Below are 21,633 nucleotides of genomic sequence, written 5' to 3' on the forward strand. Positions count from 1 at the left end.
AGCGGGGATCGGTCTTTTCGGACAGACCATTCGTAAATGACAAGGCAAGGTGCGGGCCACAGCCCAGTCAATCCGCATCCTTGAGCGCTTCCGGCCGCGGCATCGAAATGACGTTGTAGCCGGAATCGACGAAATGCGTTTCGCCGGTGACGCCGCCCGACAGGTCGGACAACAGATACAGCGCCGAACCGCCGAGCTCGTCCAGCGTCACGCCGCGGCCAAGCGGCGAGTGTTTTTGCTGAAAGGCGAACATCGCCCGTGCATCGCCGATGCCGGAACCGGCAAGGGTGCGAACGGGGCCTGCCGAAATCGCATTGACGCGAATGCCGCGCGGACCGAAATCGGCGGCGAGATATCGCACGGAGGCTTCCAGCGCCGCCTTGGCAACGCCCATGACATTGTAGTTCGGCATCACGCGTGTCGACCCGCCAAAGGTTAGCGTGATCATCGCGCCGCCGGCATCCCCCATCAGCTCCGCGGCGCGCCTGGCAAGCTCGGTGAATGAAAAGCACGAGATGAGCATGGTGCGCGAAAAATTCTCGCGCGTGGTGTCGGCATAACGGCCCTTCAGCTCGTTTTTGTCCGAGAAGGCGATGGCATGGACCAGGAAATCCAGCCGGCCCCATTTGGCGCGCAGCGTTTCGAACGCGGAATCGACGCTGGCGAGATTTTCGACGTCGCAGGGGAGTACCAGATCGACGCCAAGGGACTCGGCCAGCGGCTTGACGCGCTTGCCGAGTGCCTCTCCCTGATAGGTGAAGGCCAGTTCAGCCCCGTGAGCGGCGAGCGTCCGCGCGATTCCCCAGGCAATCGAATGATCGTTGGCAACGCCCATGATCAATCCGCGCTTGCCTTTCATTAAGTCGTTCATTGTACCTGCGCTCCGCCCATCTCTCACGTCATCACCCGCGCAAGCGGGTGATCCAGTATTCCAGAAGCGCCCGTAATCTAGTTGAAAGGCCGCAGTGTACTGGATGCCCCGCTTTCGCGGGGCATGACAACCAATCAGAAGCTACGCGTCCAGCCGCCTGAACACCAGCGTGGCGTTGGTGCCGCCGAAGCCAAACGAATTCGAAAGCACGGTGCCGATCCTGGCGTTATCGATACGCTTGCGCACGATCGGCATGTCGGCGAACACAGGGTCGAGTTCGCTGATATGGGCGCTTTCGCAGATGAATCCGTTGTTCATCATCAGGAGCGAGTAGATCGCCTCCTGGACACCGGTGGCGCCGAGCGAATGGCCGGTCAGCGCCTTGGTCGCGGAAATCGGTGGGCATTTTTCGCCCGTGCCGAACACTTTGCGGATCGCCTCGATTTCGGGTGGATCGCCGGCCGGCGTCGAGGTGGCGTGCGGATTGATATAGTCGATCTTGGTATTGACGGTGGAGAGCGCCATGCGCATGCAGCGCTCAGCGCCTTCGCCCGAAGGCGCGACCATGTCGTAACCGTCGGAAGTCGCGCCGTAGCCTACGACCTCCGCGTAGATGCGCGCGCCGCGCGCCTTGGCATGTTCGAGTTCTTCAAGCACCATCACGCCGGCGCCGCCGGCAATGACAAACCCGTCGCGGCTGATGTCATAGGGCCGCGACGCGGTCGCCGGCGTATGGTTGTATTTCGAGGACATCGCGCCCATCGCATCGAACAGGACCGACAACGTCCAGTCGAGTTCCTCGCAGCCTCCGGCGAAGATGACGTCCTGCTTGCCCATTTGAATGGTCTCGTACGCATTGCCGATGCAATGGTTCGAGGTGGCACAGGCCGACGAGATCGAGTAGTTCACACCCTTGATCTTGAACCAGGTGGCGAGCGTCGCCGATGCGGTGGAAGACATCGCCTTTGGCACCGCAAACGGGCCGACCCGCTTCGGACCCTTGCTGCGAGTGACATCGGCGGCTTCCACGATGGTGCGCGCCGATGGGCCGCCGGAACCCATGATGATCCCGGTACGGATATTGGAGACTTCATTTTGCTCGAGGCCGGCGTCCTGGATCGCCTGCTCCATCGCGATATGGTTCCAGGCGGCGCCTTCGCCGAGAAACCGCATTGCACGCCGATCGATGACGCCGGACGGATCGAGCGTGGGAGCGCCCTGCACCTGGGAGCGGAAGCCAAGTTCGGCATATTTTTCCGCACGGGTAATTCCGGACTTCGCCTCATGAAGACTCGCAAGCACTTCCTGGGTGTTGTTACCGATGGACGAGACGATGCCCATCCCCGTGATGACAACCCGCTTCATGATCGCCTCGTCCTGTCCTTGTGTTGTTGTGTGATGCCGGAGCGCGTGTTCAGGTTCCCGGCTGCAATGGCGAGTCCTGCTTGAACAGCCCGACCTTCAAGTCCTTCGCGCGATAGATAATCTCGCCATCCATGGAAAGCCAGCCGTCAGCAATACCAAGCCAGAGCTTCATACGCATCACGCGTTTGATGTCGACGTTGTACACAATCTTGCGGACGTTCGGCAGCACCTGCCCGGCCAGCTTCAACTCGCCAAGACCCAGCGCCCGGCCGCGGCCCGCGCCGCCGGTCCAGCCCAGGAAGAAACCGACCATCTGCCACATCGCATCCAGGCCAAGGCAACCCGGCATGACCGGATCATTCTTGAAATGGCAGCCAAAAAACCAGAGGTCCGGCTTCACGTCGAGCTCGGCCCGGACGAGCCCCTTACCATATTCCCCACCGGTCTCGGAAATTTCACTGATGCGGTCGAACATCAGCATCGGAGGCAGCGGCAATTGTGCGTTGCCCGGGCCAAACAGTTCGCCGCGGGCGCATGCCAGCAAATCCTCGTATTCGTAACCGCCGCGCCTTTCGAGCATGGAGTCAGCCTTTTCAAAAATTGGGATGAAGCACTTTTGGCAAAATGAACCCGTTTTGGGCGGCAAGCCAGCCGATCGTGGTCAGCACTTGGTTGCCACCCGCAGGCCAGAAACCTCACGGAAACCGGCGCTTGACGCTTGCCTCTTCTCGCGTCGGGCAATCGCGCGGGGCTCTCTATCACAGGGCCTGCGGGGGGCAAAGCATATGGCGGTAAATGGACGATTTTACCCATTCCGAGGGCATCCGGCCTTGGGGCTCCTTGCCAGTTGCGAAAAACTTGCATCTGTCGGAATTCCTTCTTATATCTCGCGGAAATGCCTTAGTGCCTCGCCTGAAGCATCCGGGTGGAAATGCGCGACAACGATCGAGTTCTTAACGAAGAAGCCGTCGGTTCCGAGCCCCATGCAAAGGGGCGGCAACCGGCTTTGACCGGCTGTCCGTGGCACGATGTCAACGAAATGCTGCAGGCTGCCGGCCTTCGCCCGACCCGCCAGCGCATGGCGCTTGGCTGGCTGTTGTTTGGCAAGGGCGCGCGCCACCTGACCGCGGAAATGCTCTACGAGGAAGCGACGCTGGCGAAAGTCCCGGTGTCGCTCGCGACCGTGTACAACACGCTCAATCAGCTCACGGACGCCGGCTTGCTGCGTCAGGTGAGTGTCGACGGCACCAAGACCTATTTCGACACCAACGTGTCGGCGCATCACCACTTTTATCTCGAAAACAATCACGAACTGGTCGACATTCCGGACCCGCATCTGGTGTTGCAGAAGATGCCCGACGTACCCGAAGGCTACGAGATCGCCCGGGTCGACATGGTGGTTCGACTGCGCAAGAAGCGCTGAGCCGTCGTCCCGCCCAAGCGGAGCGCGTGCCGGACCCATAGCCACAAATGTTCGAGGAAGGCGTCGGCCCGATTGCCTTGTTGAGAAGTCACGGCGTATGGGTCCCGCTTTCGCGGGGACGACCGGCCGAGATCAGTTCACCTTTTCGTCGGCATAAACGCCCCACAGCCGCTGCTGCTCGATAAAGCCGTCGAAGCCATTGCCGGCGACGCGACACCAGCCGGAGGCGCACTGCCTGACCTGGGCCACGACGCCCGCCTGCAGGCGGGCGGTGACCGAACTGGTCGAATCCGCACGCTCGTAAAGCAAGGCAAGATCGTCCCTGCTCTTCATGGTGATCACGGCCGTGCGCCGACCCGACAGCAGCGAATGATAGACCCAGCCTTCGGCGCCTTCGGAATCGCGAACCCGGCGCCAGTTCTCGAACTCGGCAGTGATCTCAACAGGCAGGCCCGAACGGGTGTAGACCCAGGCCACGTCATTGTCCTTGGTTGGACCGGCGCGAACGTTCACATGATCGGATTTGAGGCTGACATAGCGCGGGACTGGCAAGCCGCTGGTGGTTGGCGCTGCATCCTTTGCCAAAGCCGCCGTGGTGATCGCCGAGAGACAAGAAACGCAAGCCGCAAACACCACAGAACGAAAACGCCCCAACCCCATCCACGCGCCTCCTGCCGAGTGCCAGCTCAATTGTTCGAGCTCAAACACCGGACGACCACCCCCCAAAACCCCTGCACCCCGCCCCATCGCCTTCAGACCCGTGAATGCCAGGTCCTCTCGGGTTCTTGTCTTGGCCCCGCCTTCTGCTAGAGAGGACGGAAAGCCAGAGAGCCAAGAACAGCCCGAAAGTGATCCGCGGCAAACCAGCGGAGATGTCGGGGAACCCACGGGAAAAACGCCCCCGGGCCATGCGGCAGCGCAGTGTCGAATACCCGGGTTAATGAGGTCTGAACGCCTCATGAGAGCAAAATATGTCGGTTAAGAAAAAGCCTCTCGTTGTCGTTACTCGGAAGCTGCCGGACTCGACCGAGACCCGCATGCGCGAATTGTTCGACGCACGGCTCAATCTCGACGACACGCCGATGACCACGGAGCAAATTGCCGACGCCATTCGCTCGGCCGATATCCTGGTACCGACCGTTACCGACGAGATCACCGAAGATCTTATCAAGCAGAGCGACTGCAAGGTGAAGCTGATCGCCAATTTCGGCAACGGCGTCGACAATATCGATGTTGTCGCAGCCCATGCGCGCGGCATCACCGTCACCAACACGCCGAAGGTTTTGACTGAAGACACCGCCGACATGACCATGGCGCTGATACTTGCCGTGCCGCGCCGGATGATTGAGGGCGCTTCCATTCTCACCGAAGGCAAGAATTGGGAGGGCTGGTCGCCGACCTGGATGCTTGGCCACCGTATCGGAGGAAAACGGCTCGGCATCGTCGGCATGGGCCGCATCGGCCAGGCGGTCGCGCGCCGCGCGCATGCTTTCGGCCTGCAGATCCATTATCACAACCGCCGTCCCGTCGCGCCGCGCATCGCCGAAGAACTCGGCGCGACTTATTGGGAGAGCCTCGACCAGATGCTGGCGCGGATGGACATCATCTCGGTGAACTGCCCGCATACGCCGGCGACGTTCCATCTGTTGTCGGCACGACGTCTAAAACTTATCCGCAAGGATGCCTACATCGTCAACACCGCGCGCGGCGAGGTGATCGACGAGGATACGATGATCAAGCTGATCGAAACCGGCGATATGGGCGGTGCCGGCCTCGACGTGTACGAGCACGAACCCGCGGTCAATCCAAAACTGGTACGGCTCGCAAAGCAGGGCAAAGTGACGCTGCTGCCGCATATGGGCTCGGCCACCATCGAGGGCCGCGTCGAGATGGGCGAGAAGGTGATCATCAACATCCGCACCTTCCTCGACAATCACAAGCCGCCGGACCGCGTGTTGCCGAGCATGCTGTGAGCGTCACGCCACCTTCGTTCTCTGTCGCTCCTTCTTGCGCCACGCTGCGACGAACGCCACGAAGGCGGCGAGCGCCGGCGGCGGCTGACGGCGGCTTGGGTAATACAGAAACGGCCCCGGAAACGGCTCACACCAGTCATCGAGCACGCTGACCAGCGCGCCGGACCTGATCCCCTCGCTCGCATATCCCTCGAAAGTCATCCAGAAGCCGATGCCGTCGCGCGCGGCGCGTTGCGCAAGCCCGGGATGGTTCACGATCAGTTTGGTCGGAGGCGATACCTTCACCACCTGTCCCGCTTTTTCGAACTCCATATCCAGCAACGTGCCCCTGCCGAAGCGGATGCGGATGCAGCCGTGATCGAGCAGGTCCTTCGGATGCCTGGGCTTGCCGTGCCTTGCGATGTAGTCGGGCGAGGCCACCACCACGTAGCGCTGCGGCGGCCCGAGGGAGACAGCGATCATATCCCGCGCCAGATGCTCGCCGTAACGTATGCCGGCGTCGAACCCATGCGCGACGATGTCGACGAACGAGCTTTCACCGACGACCTCAAGGTCGACCTGCGGATAGGCTTCAATGAACGGCGCGACCATCGGCGCCAGCACCAGATCGATCGCCGGAGGCGGTGCATTGATGCGCAGCCGCCCCGAGGGCACCGCGCGCAGGCCGCGCACATCCTCCATGGCGCCATTGACGGCCGCTATGGCCGGGCCGACGCGGGCGAGCAGCAGTTCTCCTGCCTCGGTCAGCGCGACGCTGCGGGTCGTGCGGTTGAGAAGCCGGATGCCGAGCCGCGCTTCGAGATCGCGCAGGCGCTGGCTGAGGCTTGAGACGGAAACGCCTCGCTCCAGCGCCGCGCGCCGGAAGTTCCCGGTGCGGGCGATCGCCACAAAAGCATTGAGATCGCGCAGGTCGAGATCGCTCATTGTTCGATATTGTGAACAATCTATTCAAAATTGTCCAGCTTATCACGGCAATGAAACGGCTTCATATCGGATGGGCAATCAACGCGCGGGATGCCCGCCGCCATTTCAGGGAGAGCCATCATGAACACCCGCAAGCTCGGCAAAGCCGGCCCCGCTGTCTCGGCCATCGGACTTGGCTGCATGGGAATGTCGGATTTTTACGGACCCGCAGAGCGTAGCGAGAGCATCGCGACGATTCACGCCGCATTGGATGCAGGAATCACGTTGCTCGACACCGGCGATTTCTACGGCATGGGTCACAACGAAATGCTGATCCGCGAGGCGCTCTCCGGGCGCAATCGCGACAATGTGCAGATCAGCGTCAAGTTCGGCGCGCTGCGTGCGCCGGACAGGAAGTGGCTCGGCTATGACAGCCGGCCCGCCGCGATCTGGAACTTCATGGCCTATTCGCTGCAGCGGCTCGGCGTTGATCAAATCGATATCTACCGTCCGGCGCGGCTCGATCCGGCAGTGCCGATCGAGGAAACCATCGGCGCCATGGCCGATTTGGTGAAAGCTGGCTACATCAGACATATCGGGCTCTCCGAGGTCGGCTCCGACACCATTCGCCGGGCGCATGCCGTGCATCCGATCGCCGATCTGCAGATCGAATATTCGCTGCTCTCGCGCGGCATCGAAAGCGACATCCTCAAAACCTGCCGCGAGCTTGGCATCGGCATCACTGCGTATGGCGTGCTGTCGCGCGGGCTGATCAGCGGGCATTGGACCAGGGATCGCTCGACGACGCTGGATTTTCGCGCGGCGAGCCCGCGCTTTCAGGGCGAAAATCTCGATGCCAATTTGGCGCTGGTGAATTCTCTGCGGCAGATCGCCCGCGACGTCGGTGCGACGCCGGCGCAGGTCGCAATCGCCTGGGTCGCGGCGCAGGGCAACGACATCGTGCCGCTGGTGGGTGCGCGGCGCCGCGATCGGTTGACCGAAGCGCTCGGCGCGCTTGATGTGAAGCTGACGGGCGCCGATCTTGCGGCCCTTGCCAAAACTTTCCCGCCCGGCGCGGCCTTCGGAAGCCGTTATCCCGACGCACAGCTTGCGCATATGGACAGCGAGAAGCGCGCGAGGGCGTGACTCGTGTCTAAACCTCCCCTTGAAAAGGGGAGGACGGTTTGCGGAGCAAATCGAGAGGGGATCGCGTGACCCCCTCCCCGACCCTTTCCCTTCCAGGGGGAGGGAGTAAACACCCTCACCTGTGTCCGCTCAGATCGGTGATGACGAGCACATCGCCGTTGAGCGGGTTGAGGGGATCGCGCTTGTAGCGCACGGTCTCAAAGCGCATGGTGCGCGCATCCAGCATCAACAGACGCCCGACCAGGCCTTCGCCGAAGCCGACGATTTCGCGGATCGCTTCCAGCGCCATCATCGATCCCATCACGCCGGCGAGCGCACCCATGACACCAACTTCCGCGCAGGTCGGTATCGTGCCCGGCGGCGGCGGTTCGGGAAACAAACACCGGTAGGTCGGATTGAACTCGCCTGCCGCATTCTTCTCATGCGCGCGTATCGTGGTCAGCGAACCGTCGAACATGCCGAGCGCCGCCGTGATCAACGGCCTCGCCGCCAAAAAGCAGGCATCCGATACCAAATAGCGCGTCTCGAAATTATCCGATCCGTCCAATACCAGATCATAGCCGCCGATCAGCTCCATGGCATTGCCGGCATTGAGCCGCGTCGCATGCGCCGCAAATTTCACATGTGGATTGAGGGCCGCGATGCGCTCGGCCGCGCTGTCGACCTTCCGCTTGCCGATATCGGGTGTTTCGTGAATGATCTGGCGCTGCAGATTGGACAGTGAAACGACGTCGTCATCGACCACGCCGAGCGTACCGACGCCTGCGGCGGCGAGATACATCAGCGCGGGCGCCCCCAACCCGCCGGCGCCGACCACGAGCACGGAGGCCTCCTTCAATGCCGCCTGGCCTGGGCCGCCAACCTCGCGCAGCACGATGTGGCGGGCGTAACGCTCGAGTTCGTCCGCAGTCAACATCTGGCAAACATATCCTTTGGTCCGGTCGTCATTGGCTGAACCCTTTGCCTGAACCCTTGGCCCCTTGGCCTGCTGTTGCCGACCAAGCAGATGTGATCAATTGTGGCTTCGTCAATGGATGGAAAAGTTGTCATGAGATCGGTGCTGACGGCAACATTGATATTCGTGGCAACAGGCGCTGCGGCGCAGGCCCAATCGACGCCGGCCCCCGCGGCACGGGCGAAGCAGGTCGCGACCTCGCCTGGCCGGCCCGCCGTGCAGAAGCCCGCCGACACCGCCAATGCGATGCCCCAGGCCGAACGTCAGGCGATCCAGTCCGACCTCGCCTGGGTCGGCCAGTATAACGGCGCCATCTCCGGCGACGTCAGCGAACGCATGGTCGAGGCGATCAAGGAATACCAGAAGGTTTTGAGCGACAAGCCGACCGGCGTGCTCAATCCGAAACAGCGCAGCGTGCTCGCCGAAACCGCCAGACATCGGCAGGACAATGCCGGCTGGAGAATCGTTACCGATGCCGCCACGGGCGCCCGGCTCGGCATCCCGACCAGGCTCGTGCCCCAGCAGACTTCCGACGCCGGCGGCACGAAATGGAGTTCGGCCACCGGAACCATCCAGATCCAGCTGTCCCGCCGCAAGGAGGCAAGTCCGACCACGGCAAAACTCGCCGAACGGGAGAGAAAAGAGCCAGCCGGGCGCAACGTCGATTACACCGTGGTCAAGCCGGATTTCTTCGTGCTGTCGGGGTTGCAGGGCCTGAAGAAATTCTATGTGCGCGGCACCTTCCAGGGCGATGAAGTCCGCATCCTCACCATTCTTTATGATCAGGCCACCGAGAATATCGTCGAGCCGGTGGTGATCGCGATGTCGAGCGCCTTCAATCCCTTCCCCGTCAACGCCGGGCCGGCGCCTCGCAAGAGCGTCGAATACGGCACCGGCGTGATCGTCAGCGACGACGGCGCCGTTGTCGCCGACCGCCAGATCACGGATGGATGTCTCGCCATCGTGATTGCGCCTTACGGCCATGCCGATCGCGTCGCCGAGGACAAGGATCATGATCTCGCGCTGCTTCGCGTCTATGGCGCGCCCGGCCTGAAGCCGCTCGCCCTTGCCGGCGATCGTTTGGCCGGGAATGGCGTCGAACTTACCGGCATCGCCGATCCGCAAAACCAGGGCGGAGCCAACGCGACCAGCAGCGCCAAGGCGCAAGTCAGCCCGATCGGCGTCGGCAATGATCTCGCGCTGTCACCGCCGCCGCCGCCCGGTTTTTCCGGCGCCGCCGCGCTTGATGCCGACGGAAGATTCGCCGGCATTGCCTTGCTGAAGCCGGTGGCCGTCGCAGGACCGGCCTCTGTGGCGCCGCTGCAAGCCGTGCTGATCCCACCCCAGATCGTGCGCGACTTCGCAACATCCAATGGCGTGAATGCAACTGGCGGATCGGCCGGTGCGAAGACCTCGGTCGTTCGCGTGATCTGTGTCAGGAAGTGAGCGGAAGAATCATTTCTGGCATTTCAAACACCAGAAGGTCGAGCGCCCATTCTGGTTAAATCGCCGCACGATGCCGCCGCAGCCGGGGGTGAGGCATTTTTCACCCTCGCGATCGTAGACCTGGAACGAATGCTGGAAGTAACCGAGTTCGCCCGAAGTCTGGCGATGATCCCTTAACGACGAGCCGCCGGCCCTGATCGCCTGATTGAGCACAGCGTGAATCGCTTCCACCAGACGCCTGGCATGCTCGGTCGGCGCGCCGCCGGCGACGCCCTTGCGCTGTGCGGCCTTGGTGGCAAGTGTCGCGGCCAGTCTGCGCGGCGACAGATGCGCGCGGAACAACGCCTCGCAGACATAGATGTTGCCGAGCCCCGCAACCACGCGCTGATCGAGCAGAGCGGCCTTCAGGCTGGTCTTCTTGTTGGCGCATGAGCGCGCCAGCATGGCAGCGTCGAACTCGTTGCCGAGCGGCTCCGGACCCAAGCCCTTGAGCAGCGGCTCACGGTCGAGCGCGTTGCGGGCGATGACCTTCATGTAGCCGAAGCGGCGAGGATCGTTGAACACAATGGCCGCGCCGGACGACATCTGGAACACGACGTGGTCATGGGCGCGATCCTCGTTTCTTGAAAAATGAAATTTGCCGGGCGTCTTCTCGTCATCATTGCGGACGCGGAACGATCCCGACATGCCCAGATGCATCAAGAGTACGTCACCGGAGGCGAGATCGGCCATCAGATATTTGGCGCGGCGGCCCAGCCCGGTCACGGTCTGGCCTTCGAGCCGCGCCACAAAATCCTTCTGGAACGGAAACCGCAGGTCTTTGCGCCGCAGATCGGCCTTCATGATCCTCGCCCCTTCCATGGCCGGCTGCAGGCCGCGGCGGACGGTCTCGACTTCGGGTAATTCAGGCATAGGCGGCATTCACATCAGTGTGGCGACACTGACGTTCCTTTCAGTTTTTCGGCGGCCTCTTGCAAGGAACATCAGAGTTAAAGCCACACTGAAATTCAAGGGTGGTTGGTGTCTCTTTGGTTCTGACATTCGTAAAAGAGGCCGCCGCAGTATGATACGAATGTCAGAACCGGGACACTAGTGCGGTGGATTTGACATTCGCTTCAGTATAGCCACGACTCCTCAGGGCGAATGTCAAATCCGAAACCGCCCTGGTGTGGCGGTTCAGAAGTCAGCATCATTTGTAGCCCGTGAGTTCGTCATGCGGACTTCTGAACCAAAGCCACACTAGAAAACAATGACTTGCTAGTGTCCTTTCGATTCCGAAGTTCGCAAACGGGGTCGCCGCAAGATGATACGAACTTCGGAATCGGGACACTAGTAACCATATTTACGAGTGTCTTTTTGGTTCTGACATTCGTAAACGAGCCCGCAGCAACATGATACGAATGTCGGAACCGGGACACTTCAGTATCGTGTGATAGCGCCATTGCGGCGAGCACGCTATGGTCGGGCAGCGGAGACGTGTTGAATGAGCGGAGCGGATCAAACCACGCATTTTGGCTTCAGGGACGTGCCCCTGAACGACAAGCAGACGCTGGTTAACGACGTGTTTCACAGCGTGGCCCAGCGCTACGACCTGATGAACGATTTGATGTCGGCGGGTCTGCATCGGCTCTGGAAGCAGCTGATGATCAATGCGCTCGACCCGTCACGCGGCGATACGCGGTTTTGCCTGCTCGACGTTGCCGGCGGTACCGGCGACATCGCGTTCCGCGCCGCGCAAGCCGCAGGACCTGGCTTTCGGGCGACCGTCTGCGACATCAATTCCGACATGCTGGCGGTCGGTCGCGAGCGCGCGGTTGCGCAACACCTTGACGACCGTGTTTCGTTCGTCGAGGGCAACGCCGAGGCGCTCGCCTTTTCCAACAATACATTCGACGCCTACACCATTGCGTTCGGAATCCGCAACGTGCCGCGAATCGATTGCGCGCTCTCCGAGGCGTTTCGCGTGCTCAGGCCCGGCAGCCGCTTCCTGTGCCTTGAGTTTTCCACCGTCGACGTGCCCGGCCTCGACCGCATCTATGATCTGTTTTCCTTCAATGTAATTCCCCCGCTCGGGCGCGCGGTGACCGGCGATGCCGAGTCCTATCGCTATCTCGTGGAATCGATCCGGCAATTCCCAAGGCCGGCCGCTTTCGCCGACATGATCCGTTCTGCCGGCTTCTCGCGGGTCGGCTGGCAAAGCTTCTCTGGCGGCATCGTAGCGTTGCATTCGGGCTGGCGTTTGTGATTGCCGCAATAACCCACATCGCCCGGGTTGCCCGCGCCGCGTTTGTGTTCGCGCGCGAGGGCGTGTTCGGTGTTGTCGATCCGATACTGGTGCCGCCGCCGGGCCAATGGGCGCTACGCCTGGCGCGCGTCATCGAGCGCCCCGGCGCCAAGTCCGGCCCGCGGCTGTCGCGGGCGCTGACCCGGCTGGGTCCGGCTTACCTGAAGCTCGGACAATTTCTCGGCACCCGGCCCGACGTGGTCGGCGTCATCCTGGCGCGCGACCTGGAAAGCCTGCAGGACAGGCTGCCGCCGTTTCCGCAAAGCGAGGCCGAGGCCGTCATCGCAGCGTCGCTGGAAAAGCCGTTGTCACAGGCGTTTGCAAGCCTGGGTCCTCCGGTTGCCGCGGCCTCGATCGCGCAGGTGCATCGCGGCGAAGTCGAGCGCGACGGCGTCCGTATCCAGGTGGCGGTGAAGGTCTTGCGGCCCAACGTGGCCGCCCGCTTCCGGCGCGACCTCTCCGACTTCTTCTTTGTCGCACACCAGGCCGAAATCTATTCGGCGGAAGCGCGGCGGTTGCGTCTGGTCGAGGTCATCAACACCATGTCGCGCTCGGTGTCGATGGAGATGGACTTGCGGCTGGAAGCGGCCGCGCTGTCGGAAATGGCGGAAAACACCCGCGGCGATCCGGACTTTCGCGTGCCCGCAGTGGACTGGGATCGTACCACCCACAATGTCCTGACCATGGAATGGGTCGATGGCATTGCGCTCTCCGACCATGCGCGGCTTGAACAATCGAACGTCGATCTGCCCGACCTGGGCCGCAAGGTGATCCAGAGTTTCCTGCGGCACGCGCTGCGCGACGGCTTTTTCCATGCCGACATGCATCCCGGCAATCTGTTTCTCGACGAGTCCGGCCGGCTTGTTGCCGTCGACTTCGGCATCATGGGGCGGCTGGGCCTGAAAGAGCGGCGTTTTCTCGCCGAGATTCTTCTGGGCTTCATCACCCGCGACTACCGCCGCGTCGCCGAAGTGCATTTCGAAGCTGGTTATGTTCCGCCGCATCACTCGGTGGAGAATTTCGCACAAGCCATCCGCGCCATCGGCGAGCCGATCCACAACCGCACCGCCGAAGAAATCTCGATGGCAAAGCTGTTGACGCTGTTGCTGGAGGTGACGGGCTTGTTCGACATGCGCACGCGCCCTGAATTGATCCTGCTGCAGAAGACCATGGTGGTGGTGGAAGGTGTCGCCCGCGGCTTCGATCCCAGGCTCGACATCTGGAAGGTCGCCGACCCCGTGGTCCGCGAGTGGATCGAACGCAACCTCGGTCCGGTCGGTCGCATTCAGGGCGCAATGGTCGGCGCCGGAGAACTCGGCCGCCTCATGGCCGACCTGCCTTCGATCGCGACGCGGGCCGTCAACGTGGTCGGGCAACTCGAAACCATGACACGGGAAGGCCTGACGCTCTCGCCCGACACCATCGCGGCGATGGGGCGGACCGAAGGCCGCAAGAGCCGTTGGCGGGCGATTGCCCTCTGGGTTATCGCGCTGACCTTCATTGGGATCCTGTTCGCCATCCGCCAGCTTTGATTGCAGTGCAATCAAATTGATGATAGCATTGCTATCAATCTGGACGGAGCCACTTAAAATGGCGAGCCTGACGATTCGAAAGCTCGACGAGGCGATTCGCGATGCGCTGCGGCTGCGGGCGGCCCGCAACGGCCGCTCGGTCGAGGACGAGGTCAGGGTAATCCTGCGGGACGCCTCGCAGAATGGCCCATCCAGTGCCTCCCCTGCCCCGCCGGAAGCCCCACGCTTGTCCAGCAGCCCGACAGCTTCGCGCCCCGATGCTGCCTTGCCGCGCATCACCCTGATCATCGGCGGCGGCATCGCCGCCTACAAGGCGCTGGACCTGATCCGGCGATTGAAGGAGCGGCATACTCATGTCCGCTGCGTGCTGACAAAGGCGGCGCAACACTTTGTCACCGCGCTCACCGCAAGCGCGTTGTCGAACGCGCGCTGCTACACCGATTTGTTCGATCCCGAGAGCGAATTCGACGCGGGCCACATTCGCTTGGCGCGTGATTGCGACCTGATCATCGTGGCGCCGGCAACCGCCGACCTCATGGCCAAGATGGCGCATGGCGCTGCCGACGATCTTGCGACGGCCATTCTGTTGGGCGCAAACCGGCCGATCCTGCTCGCGCCTGCAATGAACCCACTGATGTGGCATAATCCCGCCACCAGGCGCAATCTCGCGCTACTTGAGCGCGACGGCGTCACCATGATCGGCCCCAACGCCGGGGAGATGGCGGAGGCCGGCGAAGCCGGAATCGGCCGGATGGCGGAGCCCCTGGAAATTGCCGACGTCGCCGAGCGCTTGCTGCGCCCGCCGAAGCCACGGCCATTGGCCGGCCATCGCATCCTGATCACGGCAGGCCCAACCCACGAGCCGATCGACCCGGTGCGCTACATCGCCAATCGCTCCTCCGGCAAACAGGGTTTTGCGATCGCAGCCGCAGCGCAAGCGGCGGGTGCGCGGGTCACCCTGATCTCGGGCCCCGTCGATCTCGAAGATCCGCCGGGCGTCGCCGTGATCCATGTGGAATCGGCGCGCGAGATGCTTGCAAAGGTGGAGGCATCCCTTCCCGCGGATGTCGCGATCTTCGCGGCTGCCGTGGCCGACTGGCGCGTCGCCAGTGAAGGGGCGCAGAAACTCAAGAAAACACCGGCCGGCGTGCCGCCGCTGCAGCTCGTGGAAAATCCGGACATTCTGGCGACGATCTCCAAGCTGAGGGACAGACGGCCGCCGCTGGTGATCGGCTTTGCCGCGGAGACCGAGCATCTGATCGAGAACGCGAGCGCCAAGCTCGCGCGCAAGGGCTGCGACTGGATCGTCGCCAACGATGTCTCGCCGGCGACAGGGGTGATGGGCGGCGACCGCAACACCATTCATCTGCTCACCCGGGACGGCCACGACATCAAGGTCGAATCCTGGCCGGTGATGACCAAGGAGGAAGTCGCCAGCGCGCTGGTGGCGCGGGTCGCAGAGGCCGTCAACGCGGAGAAGCGATCGTGACTACCAGCATCAAAATCGAAATCCGGCGATTGCCGCATGGCGAGGGTCTCGCCCTGCCCGCCTATCAAAGCGCGCTTGCCGCAGGTCTCGACCTCGTTGCCGCCGTGGCGGAAGACGCCCCGGTGATGCTCGCGCCGGGAACATATGCGCTCGTTCCGACCGGCCTGACGATCGCACTGCCTGAAGGCTTTGAGGCCCAGGTGCGTCCCCGCTCCGGACTTGCGGCCAAGCACGGCGTTACCGTTCTCAACGCGCCGGGCACGGTGGATGCGGATTATCGCGGCGAAATCGGCGTGCTTCTGATCAATCACGGCGATACGCCATTTCTGGTCAGGCGCGGCGAGCGGATCGCGCAGTTGGTGATTGCGGCCGTGGTTCGCGCCGAGTTCACGCTCGTGGCCTCGCTTTCCGCAACCGAGCGCGGCGGCGGCGGCTTCGGTTCGACCGGCCGCTGACCGACCCGCCAGAGCGTGATCCGGACCCGAAGGGCCGCGTTAGCGCAAAGTTGAAACCGGTTTTCCGAAAAGATCATGCTCAAACAAAGAGATGAGAGCATGATGCGTTTCCACCTAATCGCGTCATGATCTAGCGTTCGATGATTCGCCTTTGGTAAAAATGGCCGGAGTGAGGGGCCCTTAATCCCCAAATTTCTGCCATGCCATTCGCGTTCACGGTCTGGACTCTTACCCAATCGAGTCCGCTTGGCGATATTGTCTCTTGATTCGCGCCCGGCGGGGGAAGCCGGGCGCAGCTTCGTGCGTTTGGGGCAAACCATGTCGGGCGTGATCGCGGCGATGCGTCGGACCCTGCTGTCGTGCTCATCACTGGCGCGCAGCGGCCTGACTGTCGCTGCAACTTCCGTTGCCGCCACCGTACTGATTTCGGTCTACCCGGCGGAGGCGAGCGATCTGCCGCATCTGCATCACAGCATCACCTCCTTCATCGACTTGAGCCATCAGGAGATCGCGGTACTGACGACCGCGTTGTCGCTGGTCGGTTTTTCAGTCCTCTCCGCCATCCTGCTGATGCGCACGCGGCTGCGCGCGGCACGAAGCGAGACGCGGCTGCGTGCCGAAATCCAGAGTCTGCAAAGCGAGGCCGACCGTTTCCGCGCTCTGCTGTTCGCCGAACCGCAGGTTCTGATCTCCTGGACGGCAGGGGACAGTCGCGCGCAGGTCAGCGGCGATACCTCGCTGCTCGCCTCGCCGGAAGCCCCAGTGCGCTGTCTGGCATTCGGTACCTGGCTGCCGGCAGAGGCCGCCCGCCAGATGGATCGCGCGGTCGAGGCCTTGCGCGAGACGGGCGAGGGTTTTCTGCTCAACCTGACCACATCGGGCGGGACCGCCGTGGAGACGATGGGTCGCGCCATCGGCGGCCAGGCCGTGGTGCGGATTCGAGAACTTTCCGGGGTGCGGCGGGAATTGGCCGAGACCAATCTCCGCCACAAAGCGCTGCTGGATGAGACCGAAATGCTTCGGGCCTTTGCGGCTGCCGCGCCCTGGCCGATCTGGACCAGACGCGCGGGCGGCGGGCTCGTTTATGCCAACAGCGCCTACGCGCGCGCGACGGAAGCCGCGAGCGTCGCCGACGCGATCGATCGTAAACTGGAACTGCTCGACAGTGCGGACCGCAGCAACATGGAACGCGCCCTGAACGAAAAGGCGGTATTTGCGGCAAGGCTGCCGATCGTGGTCGGCGGCGAGCGGCGTTTCTACGACGTGCACGGGCTCAATCTCGGCGGCGGCAGCGTCGGCGTGGCGATCGATGCTTCGGAAGCCACCGCGCTGAGTTCGGCGCTGGTGCGGATGGCGGAAGCGCACCGTCGCACGCTCGATCAACTGTCCTCCGGCGTCGCCGTCTTCGACGGCCATCGGCGGCTTGCTTTCTACAATGATTCCTATCGCCGTCTCTGGGATCTCGACCGCGGCTTTCTCGACGGCAACCCCGACGATTCAAGCGTGCTCGACCGGCTTCGCGCCGCGCGCAAACTGCCCGAACAACCGGATTTTCGCGCCTGGAAGGCAAAGCTCCACGAGGCCTACCGCGCCGTCGAGACCAAGAAGGATGTCTGGTACCTGCCTGACGGGCGCGCTCTCGGCGTCGTCACCACGCCCAATCCGGAAGGTGGCGTGACCTATCTGTTCGACGACGTCACCGAAAGCCTCGATCTGGCGCGCCGGTTCGACGGCCTGATCCGCGTCCAGCGCGAAACGCTCGACAACCTCGCCGAAGCGGTTGCCGTGTTCGGCAGCAATGGCCGCGCCCAATTGTTCAACCCGGCCTTTGCCAGGATGTGGAAGCTGTCGCCGGAGGCGCTGGGCGAGCAGCCGCACATCGAGACGGTGGACGCCTGGTGCAGGCCGCTGTTCGATGACGCGGCGACCTGGCGCACCATCCGCGACGCGGTTACGCGGATCGACAACCGCGTCCAGGTGCCGCTGAAACTGGAGCGCAAGGACGGCAGCGTGCTGGATGGCATGACCATGCCGCTGCCCGACGGCGCCACGATGCTGACCTTCCAGGACATCACCGACACCGAAAATGTCGAGCGCGCGCTGCGCGAGCGCAACGAGGCGCTGGAGACGGCCGATCAGATGAAGGTCGATTTCGTCCATCACGTCTCCTATGAACTGCGCTCGCCGCTGACCACCATCATCGGCTTCGCCCACCTCCTGAACGATCCGGCGACCGGCCCGCTGGTTGCCAAGCAGGCCGAGTACCTCAATTACATCACGACCTCGACCAACTCGCTGTTCGCCCTCATCAACAACATTCTTGATCTCGCCAGCATCGACGCCGGCGCGATGACCCTGGAACTCGGCCCGGTCGATATTCGAAGGACCATCGACAATGCGGCGGAGGGGATTCAGGACCGGCTCAAGCGTGACCGCATCAAACTGAGAATCGAGGTCGATCCCAACATTGGAACCTTCGTGGCCGACGGCGGCCGCGTGGTGCAGGTGCTGTATAATCTGTTGGCGAATGCGGTCGGCTTCTCGCCCCAGGATTCCACGATTACGCTGAGCGCCGGACGTACCAAGCACCATGTGGTGTTTGCAGTGACCGATCTCGGTCCGGGCATTCCGCCCGACGTCAAGGACAAGGTGTTCGACTGGTTCGAGAGTCATTCCAACGGCTCGCGGCACCGCGGCGCCGGCCTCGGATTGCCACTGGTGAAATCATTCGTCGAACTGCACGGAGGCAGGGTGCGCGTCGATTCGACCGTCGGCAGAGGAACGACCGTCACTTGCGATTTTCCGGTCGATCAGGCCGCGCATCGTAACGCCGCGGAATGAGCGAGCTCGCGACCATCCAGGTTGCGCTTTCGAACGAAACCGCGACCGCAGGCCTGATGGCCGATCTTGCGCTCTTGATCGGCCCGGGCGACGTCATCACGCTGTCGGGCGATCTCGGCGCCGGCAAGACCGCGGCGGCGCGCGCCATGATCCGCTACCTCGCCGGCGACGATTCGATCGAGGTGCCAAGCCCGACCTTCACGCTGGCGCAAAGCTACGACCTGCCGGCGCTTGGCGTTCTTCATGCCGACCTTTACCGAATCAACGGCGCTGCCGAACTGGAAGAGATCGGCCTGTCGCCCTTGCCCGAGGGCGTGGTGGCGCTGATCGAATGGCCCGAGCGCGCGCCCGAGGCGCTGCCGCGCGACCGAATCGAGATTGCGCTGAGCCATCGCCCGGCATTCGGATCGACCGCGCGTGCCGCTGAAATCATCGGCTACGGGAAAGCCGCCGCCCAGGTCACAAGGTTAAAGGCACTGCGGGAATTCATCGCCGGTGCCGGCTTCATGGATGCCAGACGCCGGCACATGGCCGGCGACGCCTCGATCAGATCCTATGCGCGGCTGGTGCGTGACGATGGCGTCTTCATCCTGATGAATTCGCCGCGGCGTCCCGACGGACCGGCGATCTATGACGGCAAGAGCTATAGCGCGGCGGTGCATCTGGCCGAGGACGTCAAGCCGTTCGTCGCCATCGACAAGGGCTTGCGCGAACGCGGCTTCTCCGCACCGGCGATCTATCACGGCGATCTCGATGCGGGATTTCTCATCACCGAGGATTTCGGCCTGGAAAGCTTTGTCGAAGGCAATCCGCCGAATCCGATCTCCGAACGCTATGAAACAGCCGTGGACCTGCTCGCGGCGTTGCACCGCGATCGGCTGCCCGAACTTCTGCCGCTGGCGCCGCATATCACCTACGCGATCCCGACATTCGAGATCGAGGCCATGCTGATCGAAATCGGGTTGATGCCAGAATGGTATTTGCCTGATCGCGGCATCGAGCTCGCCGACCATTCGCGTGCCGAGTTCGTCGCGCTGTGGCGCGATCTCCTGGGCAAGGCCACGGCCACCGCAAAAACCTGGATGCTGCGGGACTTTCACTCTCCCAACCTGATCTGGCTTGCCGAACGGTCGGGAATTTCAAGAGTAGGCATCATCGATTTCCAGGATGCCGTGCTCGGCCCGGCCGCCTACGACCTCGTCTCTCTGCTGCAGGATGCGCGCGTCGACATACAAGAGCAGCTCGAGCTTGCGCTATTGACGCGTTACATCAAGGCAAGGCACGCGGCCGACGACGGTTTCGATCCGGCCACCTTCGCCGAAATCTATGCGGTGATGTCGGCGCAGCGCAACACGCGCCTTCTCGGCACCTTTGCGCGGCTCAACCGGCGTGACGGCAAGTCGCAATATCTGCGACATCAGCCGCGGATCTGGAGCTATCTGGAGCGTTCGCTGGCGCACCCGGCGCTGTCGCATCTTCGAGACTGGTATTCCGCCAATGTGCCTGCTCCGGAGGCATGATTTACCGGTTGTTAGCCGTCTTCGCCTTAATCTGCGGCGGACCCCTGTGCTTTCCAAAGGCACGGGGAAGCGGCTGCTTTGAGGGCGGAGCCAGACCATGGTCACAGAACGGCGCAAGGGAGAACGCGTCACATTCGAGCGCGGCATCGCGGCACATATGATGGGCATCGACGGCACGTGGCGGCGCGATTGCACCATGGAGGATATTTCGGAGACCGGCGCCAAGCTCACCATCGAAGGTTCCGTCGAGGGTTTGCATCTGAAGGAGTTCTTTTTGCTGTTGTCCTCGACCGGGCTTGCCTACCGTCGTTGCGAACTGGCCTGGGTCAATGGCGACCAGATCGGGGTCAACTTCCTGAAGACCGGCGACAAGAAGAAGAAAGCAGCGGCGCGGCGTAGCAACGCCGATGCGTGAAACACCGGTCATCGCGGCCGTTTCACCACCCTCACGTCGGACGATTATGCAGTCCACCAATAGTGCGTCGCCTGAATCACCGTGCTATGATTCGCGGCAAGTTCGAATTTTCGCGAGCATGATCCGGACCCGGGGCCGCGTTAGCGCAAAGTGGGAACCGGTTTTCCGATAGGATGATGCTCAAACAAGGAGATGGGGTCATGATGCGATTCCACTTGATCGCATCATGATCTACGGAAAACAGGGAATAACGGTTCGGGAATGTTCTAAAACAGATGTCCGTCAAGCCCACCAAAGCCATGGTCCTCGCCGCCGGCCTCGGCTTGCGCATGCGGCCCCTGACCGACCGAATGCCAAAACCGCTGGTTCAGGTAGCCGGCCGCACGTTGCTCGATCATGTGCTGGACAAGCTCAAGGACGCCGGCGCCAGCGAAGCTGTCGTCAATGTCCATTATCTGCCCGACCAGATCATCGATCACGTCGCACCCCGCAAGAAGCCGCGCGTGATCGTCTCCGACGAACGCAATCATGTGCTCGGCACCGGGGGCGGAGTTGTCAAGGCGTTACCTTTGCTGGGAGACGCGCCGTTTTTCCTGGTCAATGCCGACACGCTGTGGATCGACGGCGTGCGATCGAATCTGGCGAGGCTCGCCGAGACCTTCAATCCGGCGCGAATGGATATTCTCCTGCTGATGGCGCCAACCGCCAGCAGCATCGGTTATGAAGGCAGCGGCGATTATGCGATGCTGCCCGACGGTGCCTTGCGCAAGCGGAAGGAGCACCAAATCGTTCCCTTCGTCTATGCGGGTGCTGCGATCATGTCGCCTTCGATCTTCGCCGGCGCTCCATCGGGAGAATTCTCGCTGACGAAAATGTTCGATGCGGCCAACGAGCAGGAGCGTTTATTTGGTTTGCGGCTCGACGGCATGTGGATGCATGTCGGAACCCCCGACGCCGTTGGCGCCGCCGAAGAAGCCTTTCTCGAAAGCGTGGCCTGAATTTCCCGCTCAATTCC

General features: G+C 62.5%; 19 protein-coding genes. 12 read left to right on the plus strand and 7 right to left on the minus strand.

All coding sequences use genetic code 11. The annotated features are described in order from the left end of the window. Positions 1–67: 67 nt before the first annotated feature. The 3 genes from fabI to fabA all read right to left on the minus strand — a co-directional run bounded on the left by fabI (position 68) and on the right by fabA (position 2,816). Positions 68–871: an enoyl-ACP reductase FabI gene (gene fabI / locus VNX23_RS12590; protein ID WP_325630461.1), complete on the minus strand. Its 804-nt coding sequence runs from the start codon at positions 869–871 to the stop codon at positions 68–70. Positions 872–1,012: 141 nt separating this feature from the next. Then, positions 1,013–2,236, minus strand: a complete 1,224-nt coding sequence (gene fabB, locus VNX23_RS12595) for a beta-ketoacyl-ACP synthase I (RefSeq protein ID WP_325630463.1) — start codon at positions 2,234–2,236, stop codon at positions 1,013–1,015. A 49-nt stretch (positions 2,237–2,285) separates the two neighbouring features. Then, entirely contained in the window at positions 2,286–2,816 is a 531-nt protein-coding gene (gene fabA / locus VNX23_RS12600) for a 3-hydroxyacyl-[acyl-carrier-protein] dehydratase FabA (protein ID WP_325630464.1), read from the minus strand. A gap of 351 nt (positions 2,817–3,167) precedes the next feature. Here fabA and irrA point away from each other — a divergent pair, with 351 nt between their 5' ends. After that, positions 3,168–3,659, plus strand: a complete 492-nt coding sequence (gene irrA / locus VNX23_RS12605; RefSeq protein ID WP_325630466.1) for an iron response transcriptional regulator IrrA — start codon at positions 3,168–3,170, stop codon at positions 3,657–3,659. Positions 3,660–3,791: 132 nt separating this feature from the next. On the opposite strand, the gene VNX23_RS12610 is transcribed toward irrA, so the two are convergent. After that, positions 3,792–4,319: an SH3 domain-containing protein gene (locus VNX23_RS12610; RefSeq protein ID WP_325630468.1), complete on the minus strand. Its 528-nt coding sequence runs from the start codon at positions 4,317–4,319 to the stop codon at positions 3,792–3,794. Between the two features lie 311 nt (positions 4,320–4,630). On the opposite strand from VNX23_RS12610, the gene VNX23_RS12615 reads away from it, so the two are divergent. Further along, on the plus strand, positions 4,631–5,632 hold the full coding sequence (locus tag VNX23_RS12615) for a D-glycerate dehydrogenase (RefSeq protein ID WP_325630470.1): 1,002 nt from the start codon (positions 4,631–4,633) through the stop codon (positions 5,630–5,632). 3 nt (positions 5,633–5,635) lie between these two features. On the opposite strand, the gene VNX23_RS12620 is transcribed toward VNX23_RS12615, so the two are convergent. Further along, entirely contained in the window at positions 5,636–6,556 is a 921-nt protein-coding gene (locus VNX23_RS12620; protein ID WP_325630472.1) for a LysR family transcriptional regulator, read from the minus strand. Between the two features lie 120 nt (positions 6,557–6,676). Here VNX23_RS12620 and VNX23_RS12625 point away from each other — a divergent pair, with 120 nt between their 5' ends. Further along, entirely contained in the window at positions 6,677–7,681 is a 1,005-nt protein-coding gene (locus tag VNX23_RS12625) for an aldo/keto reductase (RefSeq protein ID WP_325630473.1), read from the plus strand. Positions 7,682–7,796: 115 nt separating this feature from the next. Here VNX23_RS12625 and VNX23_RS12630 read toward each other — a convergent pair whose 3' ends face one another. Then, on the minus strand, positions 7,797–8,597 hold the full coding sequence (locus VNX23_RS12630; RefSeq protein ID WP_325630475.1) for a molybdopterin-synthase adenylyltransferase MoeB: 801 nt from the start codon (positions 8,595–8,597) through the stop codon (positions 7,797–7,799). A 132-nt stretch (positions 8,598–8,729) separates the two neighbouring features. Here VNX23_RS12630 and VNX23_RS12635 point away from each other — a divergent pair, with 132 nt between their 5' ends. Further along, on the plus strand, positions 8,730–10,082 hold the full coding sequence (locus VNX23_RS12635; RefSeq protein ID WP_325630476.1) for a serine protease: 1,353 nt from the start codon (positions 8,730–8,732) through the stop codon (positions 10,080–10,082). Between the two features lie 9 nt (positions 10,083–10,091). On the opposite strand, the gene mutM is transcribed toward VNX23_RS12635, so the two are convergent. Further along, entirely contained in the window at positions 10,092–10,994 is a 903-nt protein-coding gene (gene mutM / locus VNX23_RS12640) for a bifunctional DNA-formamidopyrimidine glycosylase/DNA-(apurinic or apyrimidinic site) lyase (RefSeq protein WP_325630478.1), read from the minus strand. A 571-nt stretch (positions 10,995–11,565) separates the two neighbouring features. Here mutM and ubiE point away from each other — a divergent pair. The 8 genes from ubiE (at position 11,566) to VNX23_RS12680 (ending at position 21,616) form a co-directional block, all read left to right on the plus strand. Next, positions 11,566–12,327 carry a bifunctional demethylmenaquinone methyltransferase/2-methoxy-6-polyprenyl-1,4-benzoquinol methylase UbiE gene (gene ubiE / locus VNX23_RS12645; protein ID WP_325630479.1) on the plus strand — a complete coding sequence of 254 codons (762 nt, stop codon included), beginning with the start codon at positions 11,566–11,568 and terminating at the stop codon, positions 12,325–12,327. Beyond that, on the plus strand, positions 12,324–13,898 hold the full coding sequence (gene ubiB / locus VNX23_RS12650; protein ID WP_325630481.1) for a 2-polyprenylphenol 6-hydroxylase: 1,575 nt from the start codon (positions 12,324–12,326) through the stop codon (positions 13,896–13,898). The genes ubiE and ubiB overlap by 4 nt, the downstream gene beginning before the upstream one ends. A gap of 58 nt (positions 13,899–13,956) precedes the next feature. Further along, positions 13,957–15,387, plus strand: coding sequence for a bifunctional phosphopantothenoylcysteine decarboxylase/phosphopantothenate--cysteine ligase CoaBC (gene coaBC / locus VNX23_RS12655; protein WP_325630482.1), 1,431 nt, complete (start codon positions 13,957–13,959; stop codon positions 15,385–15,387). Continuing rightward, positions 15,384–15,842, plus strand: coding sequence for a dUTP diphosphatase (dut, locus tag VNX23_RS12660; protein ID WP_325630484.1), 459 nt, complete (start codon positions 15,384–15,386; stop codon positions 15,840–15,842). The genes coaBC and dut overlap by 4 nt, the downstream gene beginning before the upstream one ends. Before the next feature lie 318 nt (positions 15,843–16,160). After that, positions 16,161–18,683, plus strand: a complete 2,523-nt coding sequence (locus VNX23_RS12665) for a PAS domain-containing sensor histidine kinase (protein WP_325630486.1) — start codon at positions 16,161–16,163, stop codon at positions 18,681–18,683. Further along, a complete protein-coding gene (gene tsaE / locus VNX23_RS12670; RefSeq protein WP_325630488.1) occupies positions 18,680–20,203 on the plus strand; it encodes a tRNA (adenosine(37)-N6)-threonylcarbamoyltransferase complex ATPase subunit type 1 TsaE in 1,524 nt (507 codons plus the stop codon). Before VNX23_RS12665 ends, tsaE begins: the two co-directional genes overlap by 4 nt. A 97-nt stretch (positions 20,204–20,300) precedes the next feature. Then, positions 20,301–20,618 carry a PilZ domain-containing protein gene (locus tag VNX23_RS12675; protein WP_325630489.1) on the plus strand — a complete coding sequence of 106 codons (318 nt, stop codon included), beginning with the start codon at positions 20,301–20,303 and terminating at the stop codon, positions 20,616–20,618. Positions 20,619–20,893: 275 nt separating this feature from the next. Beyond that, a complete protein-coding gene (locus VNX23_RS12680) occupies positions 20,894–21,616 on the plus strand; it encodes a nucleotidyltransferase family protein (protein WP_325630491.1) in 723 nt (240 codons plus the stop codon). Positions 21,617–21,633 lie beyond the last annotated feature (17 nt).

The sequence above is a fragment of the Bradyrhizobium sp. genome (assembly GCF_035570375.1).
GTDB lineage: Bacteria > Pseudomonadota > Alphaproteobacteria > Rhizobiales > Xanthobacteraceae > Bradyrhizobium.

What these genes read in the sequence shown, in the direction of transcription:
- mutM (WP_325630478.1), bottom strand. Translation starts at nt 10,994, where the DNA reads ATGCCTGAATTACCCGAAGTCGAGACCGTCCGCCGCGGCCTGCAGCCG.
- VNX23_RS12615 (WP_325630470.1), top strand. Translation starts at nt 4,631, where the DNA reads ATGTCGGTTAAGAAAAAGCCTCTCGTTGTCGTTACTCGGAAGCTGCCG.
- VNX23_RS12625 (WP_325630473.1), top strand. Translation starts at nt 6,677, where the DNA reads ATGAACACCCGCAAGCTCGGCAAAGCCGGCCCCGCTGTCTCGGCCATC.
- VNX23_RS12630 (WP_325630475.1), bottom strand. Translation starts at nt 8,597, where the DNA reads ATGTTGACTGCGGACGAACTCGAGCGTTACGCCCGCCACATCGTGCTG.
- VNX23_RS12665 (WP_325630486.1), top strand. Translation starts at nt 16,161, where the DNA reads ATGTCGGGCGTGATCGCGGCGATGCGTCGGACCCTGCTGTCGTGCTCA.
- fabA (WP_325630464.1), bottom strand. Translation starts at nt 2,816, where the DNA reads ATGCTCGAAAGGCGCGGCGGTTACGAATACGAGGATTTGCTGGCATGC.
- irrA (WP_325630466.1), top strand. Translation starts at nt 3,168, where the DNA reads ATGCGCGACAACGATCGAGTTCTTAACGAAGAAGCCGTCGGTTCCGAG.
- ubiE (WP_325630479.1), top strand. Translation starts at nt 11,566, where the DNA reads ATGAGCGGAGCGGATCAAACCACGCATTTTGGCTTCAGGGACGTGCCC.
- fabI (WP_325630461.1), bottom strand. Translation starts at nt 871, where the DNA reads ATGAACGACTTAATGAAAGGCAAGCGCGGATTGATCATGGGCGTTGCC.
- VNX23_RS12610 (WP_325630468.1), bottom strand. Translation starts at nt 4,319, where the DNA reads ATGGGGTTGGGGCGTTTTCGTTCTGTGGTGTTTGCGGCTTGCGTTTCT.
- coaBC (WP_325630482.1), top strand. Translation starts at nt 13,957, where the DNA reads ATGGCGAGCCTGACGATTCGAAAGCTCGACGAGGCGATTCGCGATGCG.
- VNX23_RS12680 (WP_325630491.1), top strand. Translation starts at nt 20,894, where the DNA reads ATGTCCGTCAAGCCCACCAAAGCCATGGTCCTCGCCGCCGGCCTCGGC.
- VNX23_RS12675 (WP_325630489.1), top strand. Translation starts at nt 20,301, where the DNA reads ATGGTCACAGAACGGCGCAAGGGAGAACGCGTCACATTCGAGCGCGGC.
- VNX23_RS12620 (WP_325630472.1), bottom strand. Translation starts at nt 6,556, where the DNA reads ATGAGCGATCTCGACCTGCGCGATCTCAATGCTTTTGTGGCGATCGCC.
- VNX23_RS12635 (WP_325630476.1), top strand. Translation starts at nt 8,730, where the DNA reads ATGAGATCGGTGCTGACGGCAACATTGATATTCGTGGCAACAGGCGCT.
- fabB (WP_325630463.1), bottom strand. Translation starts at nt 2,236, where the DNA reads ATGAAGCGGGTTGTCATCACGGGGATGGGCATCGTCTCGTCCATCGGT.
- tsaE (WP_325630488.1), top strand. Translation starts at nt 18,680, where the DNA reads ATGAGCGAGCTCGCGACCATCCAGGTTGCGCTTTCGAACGAAACCGCG.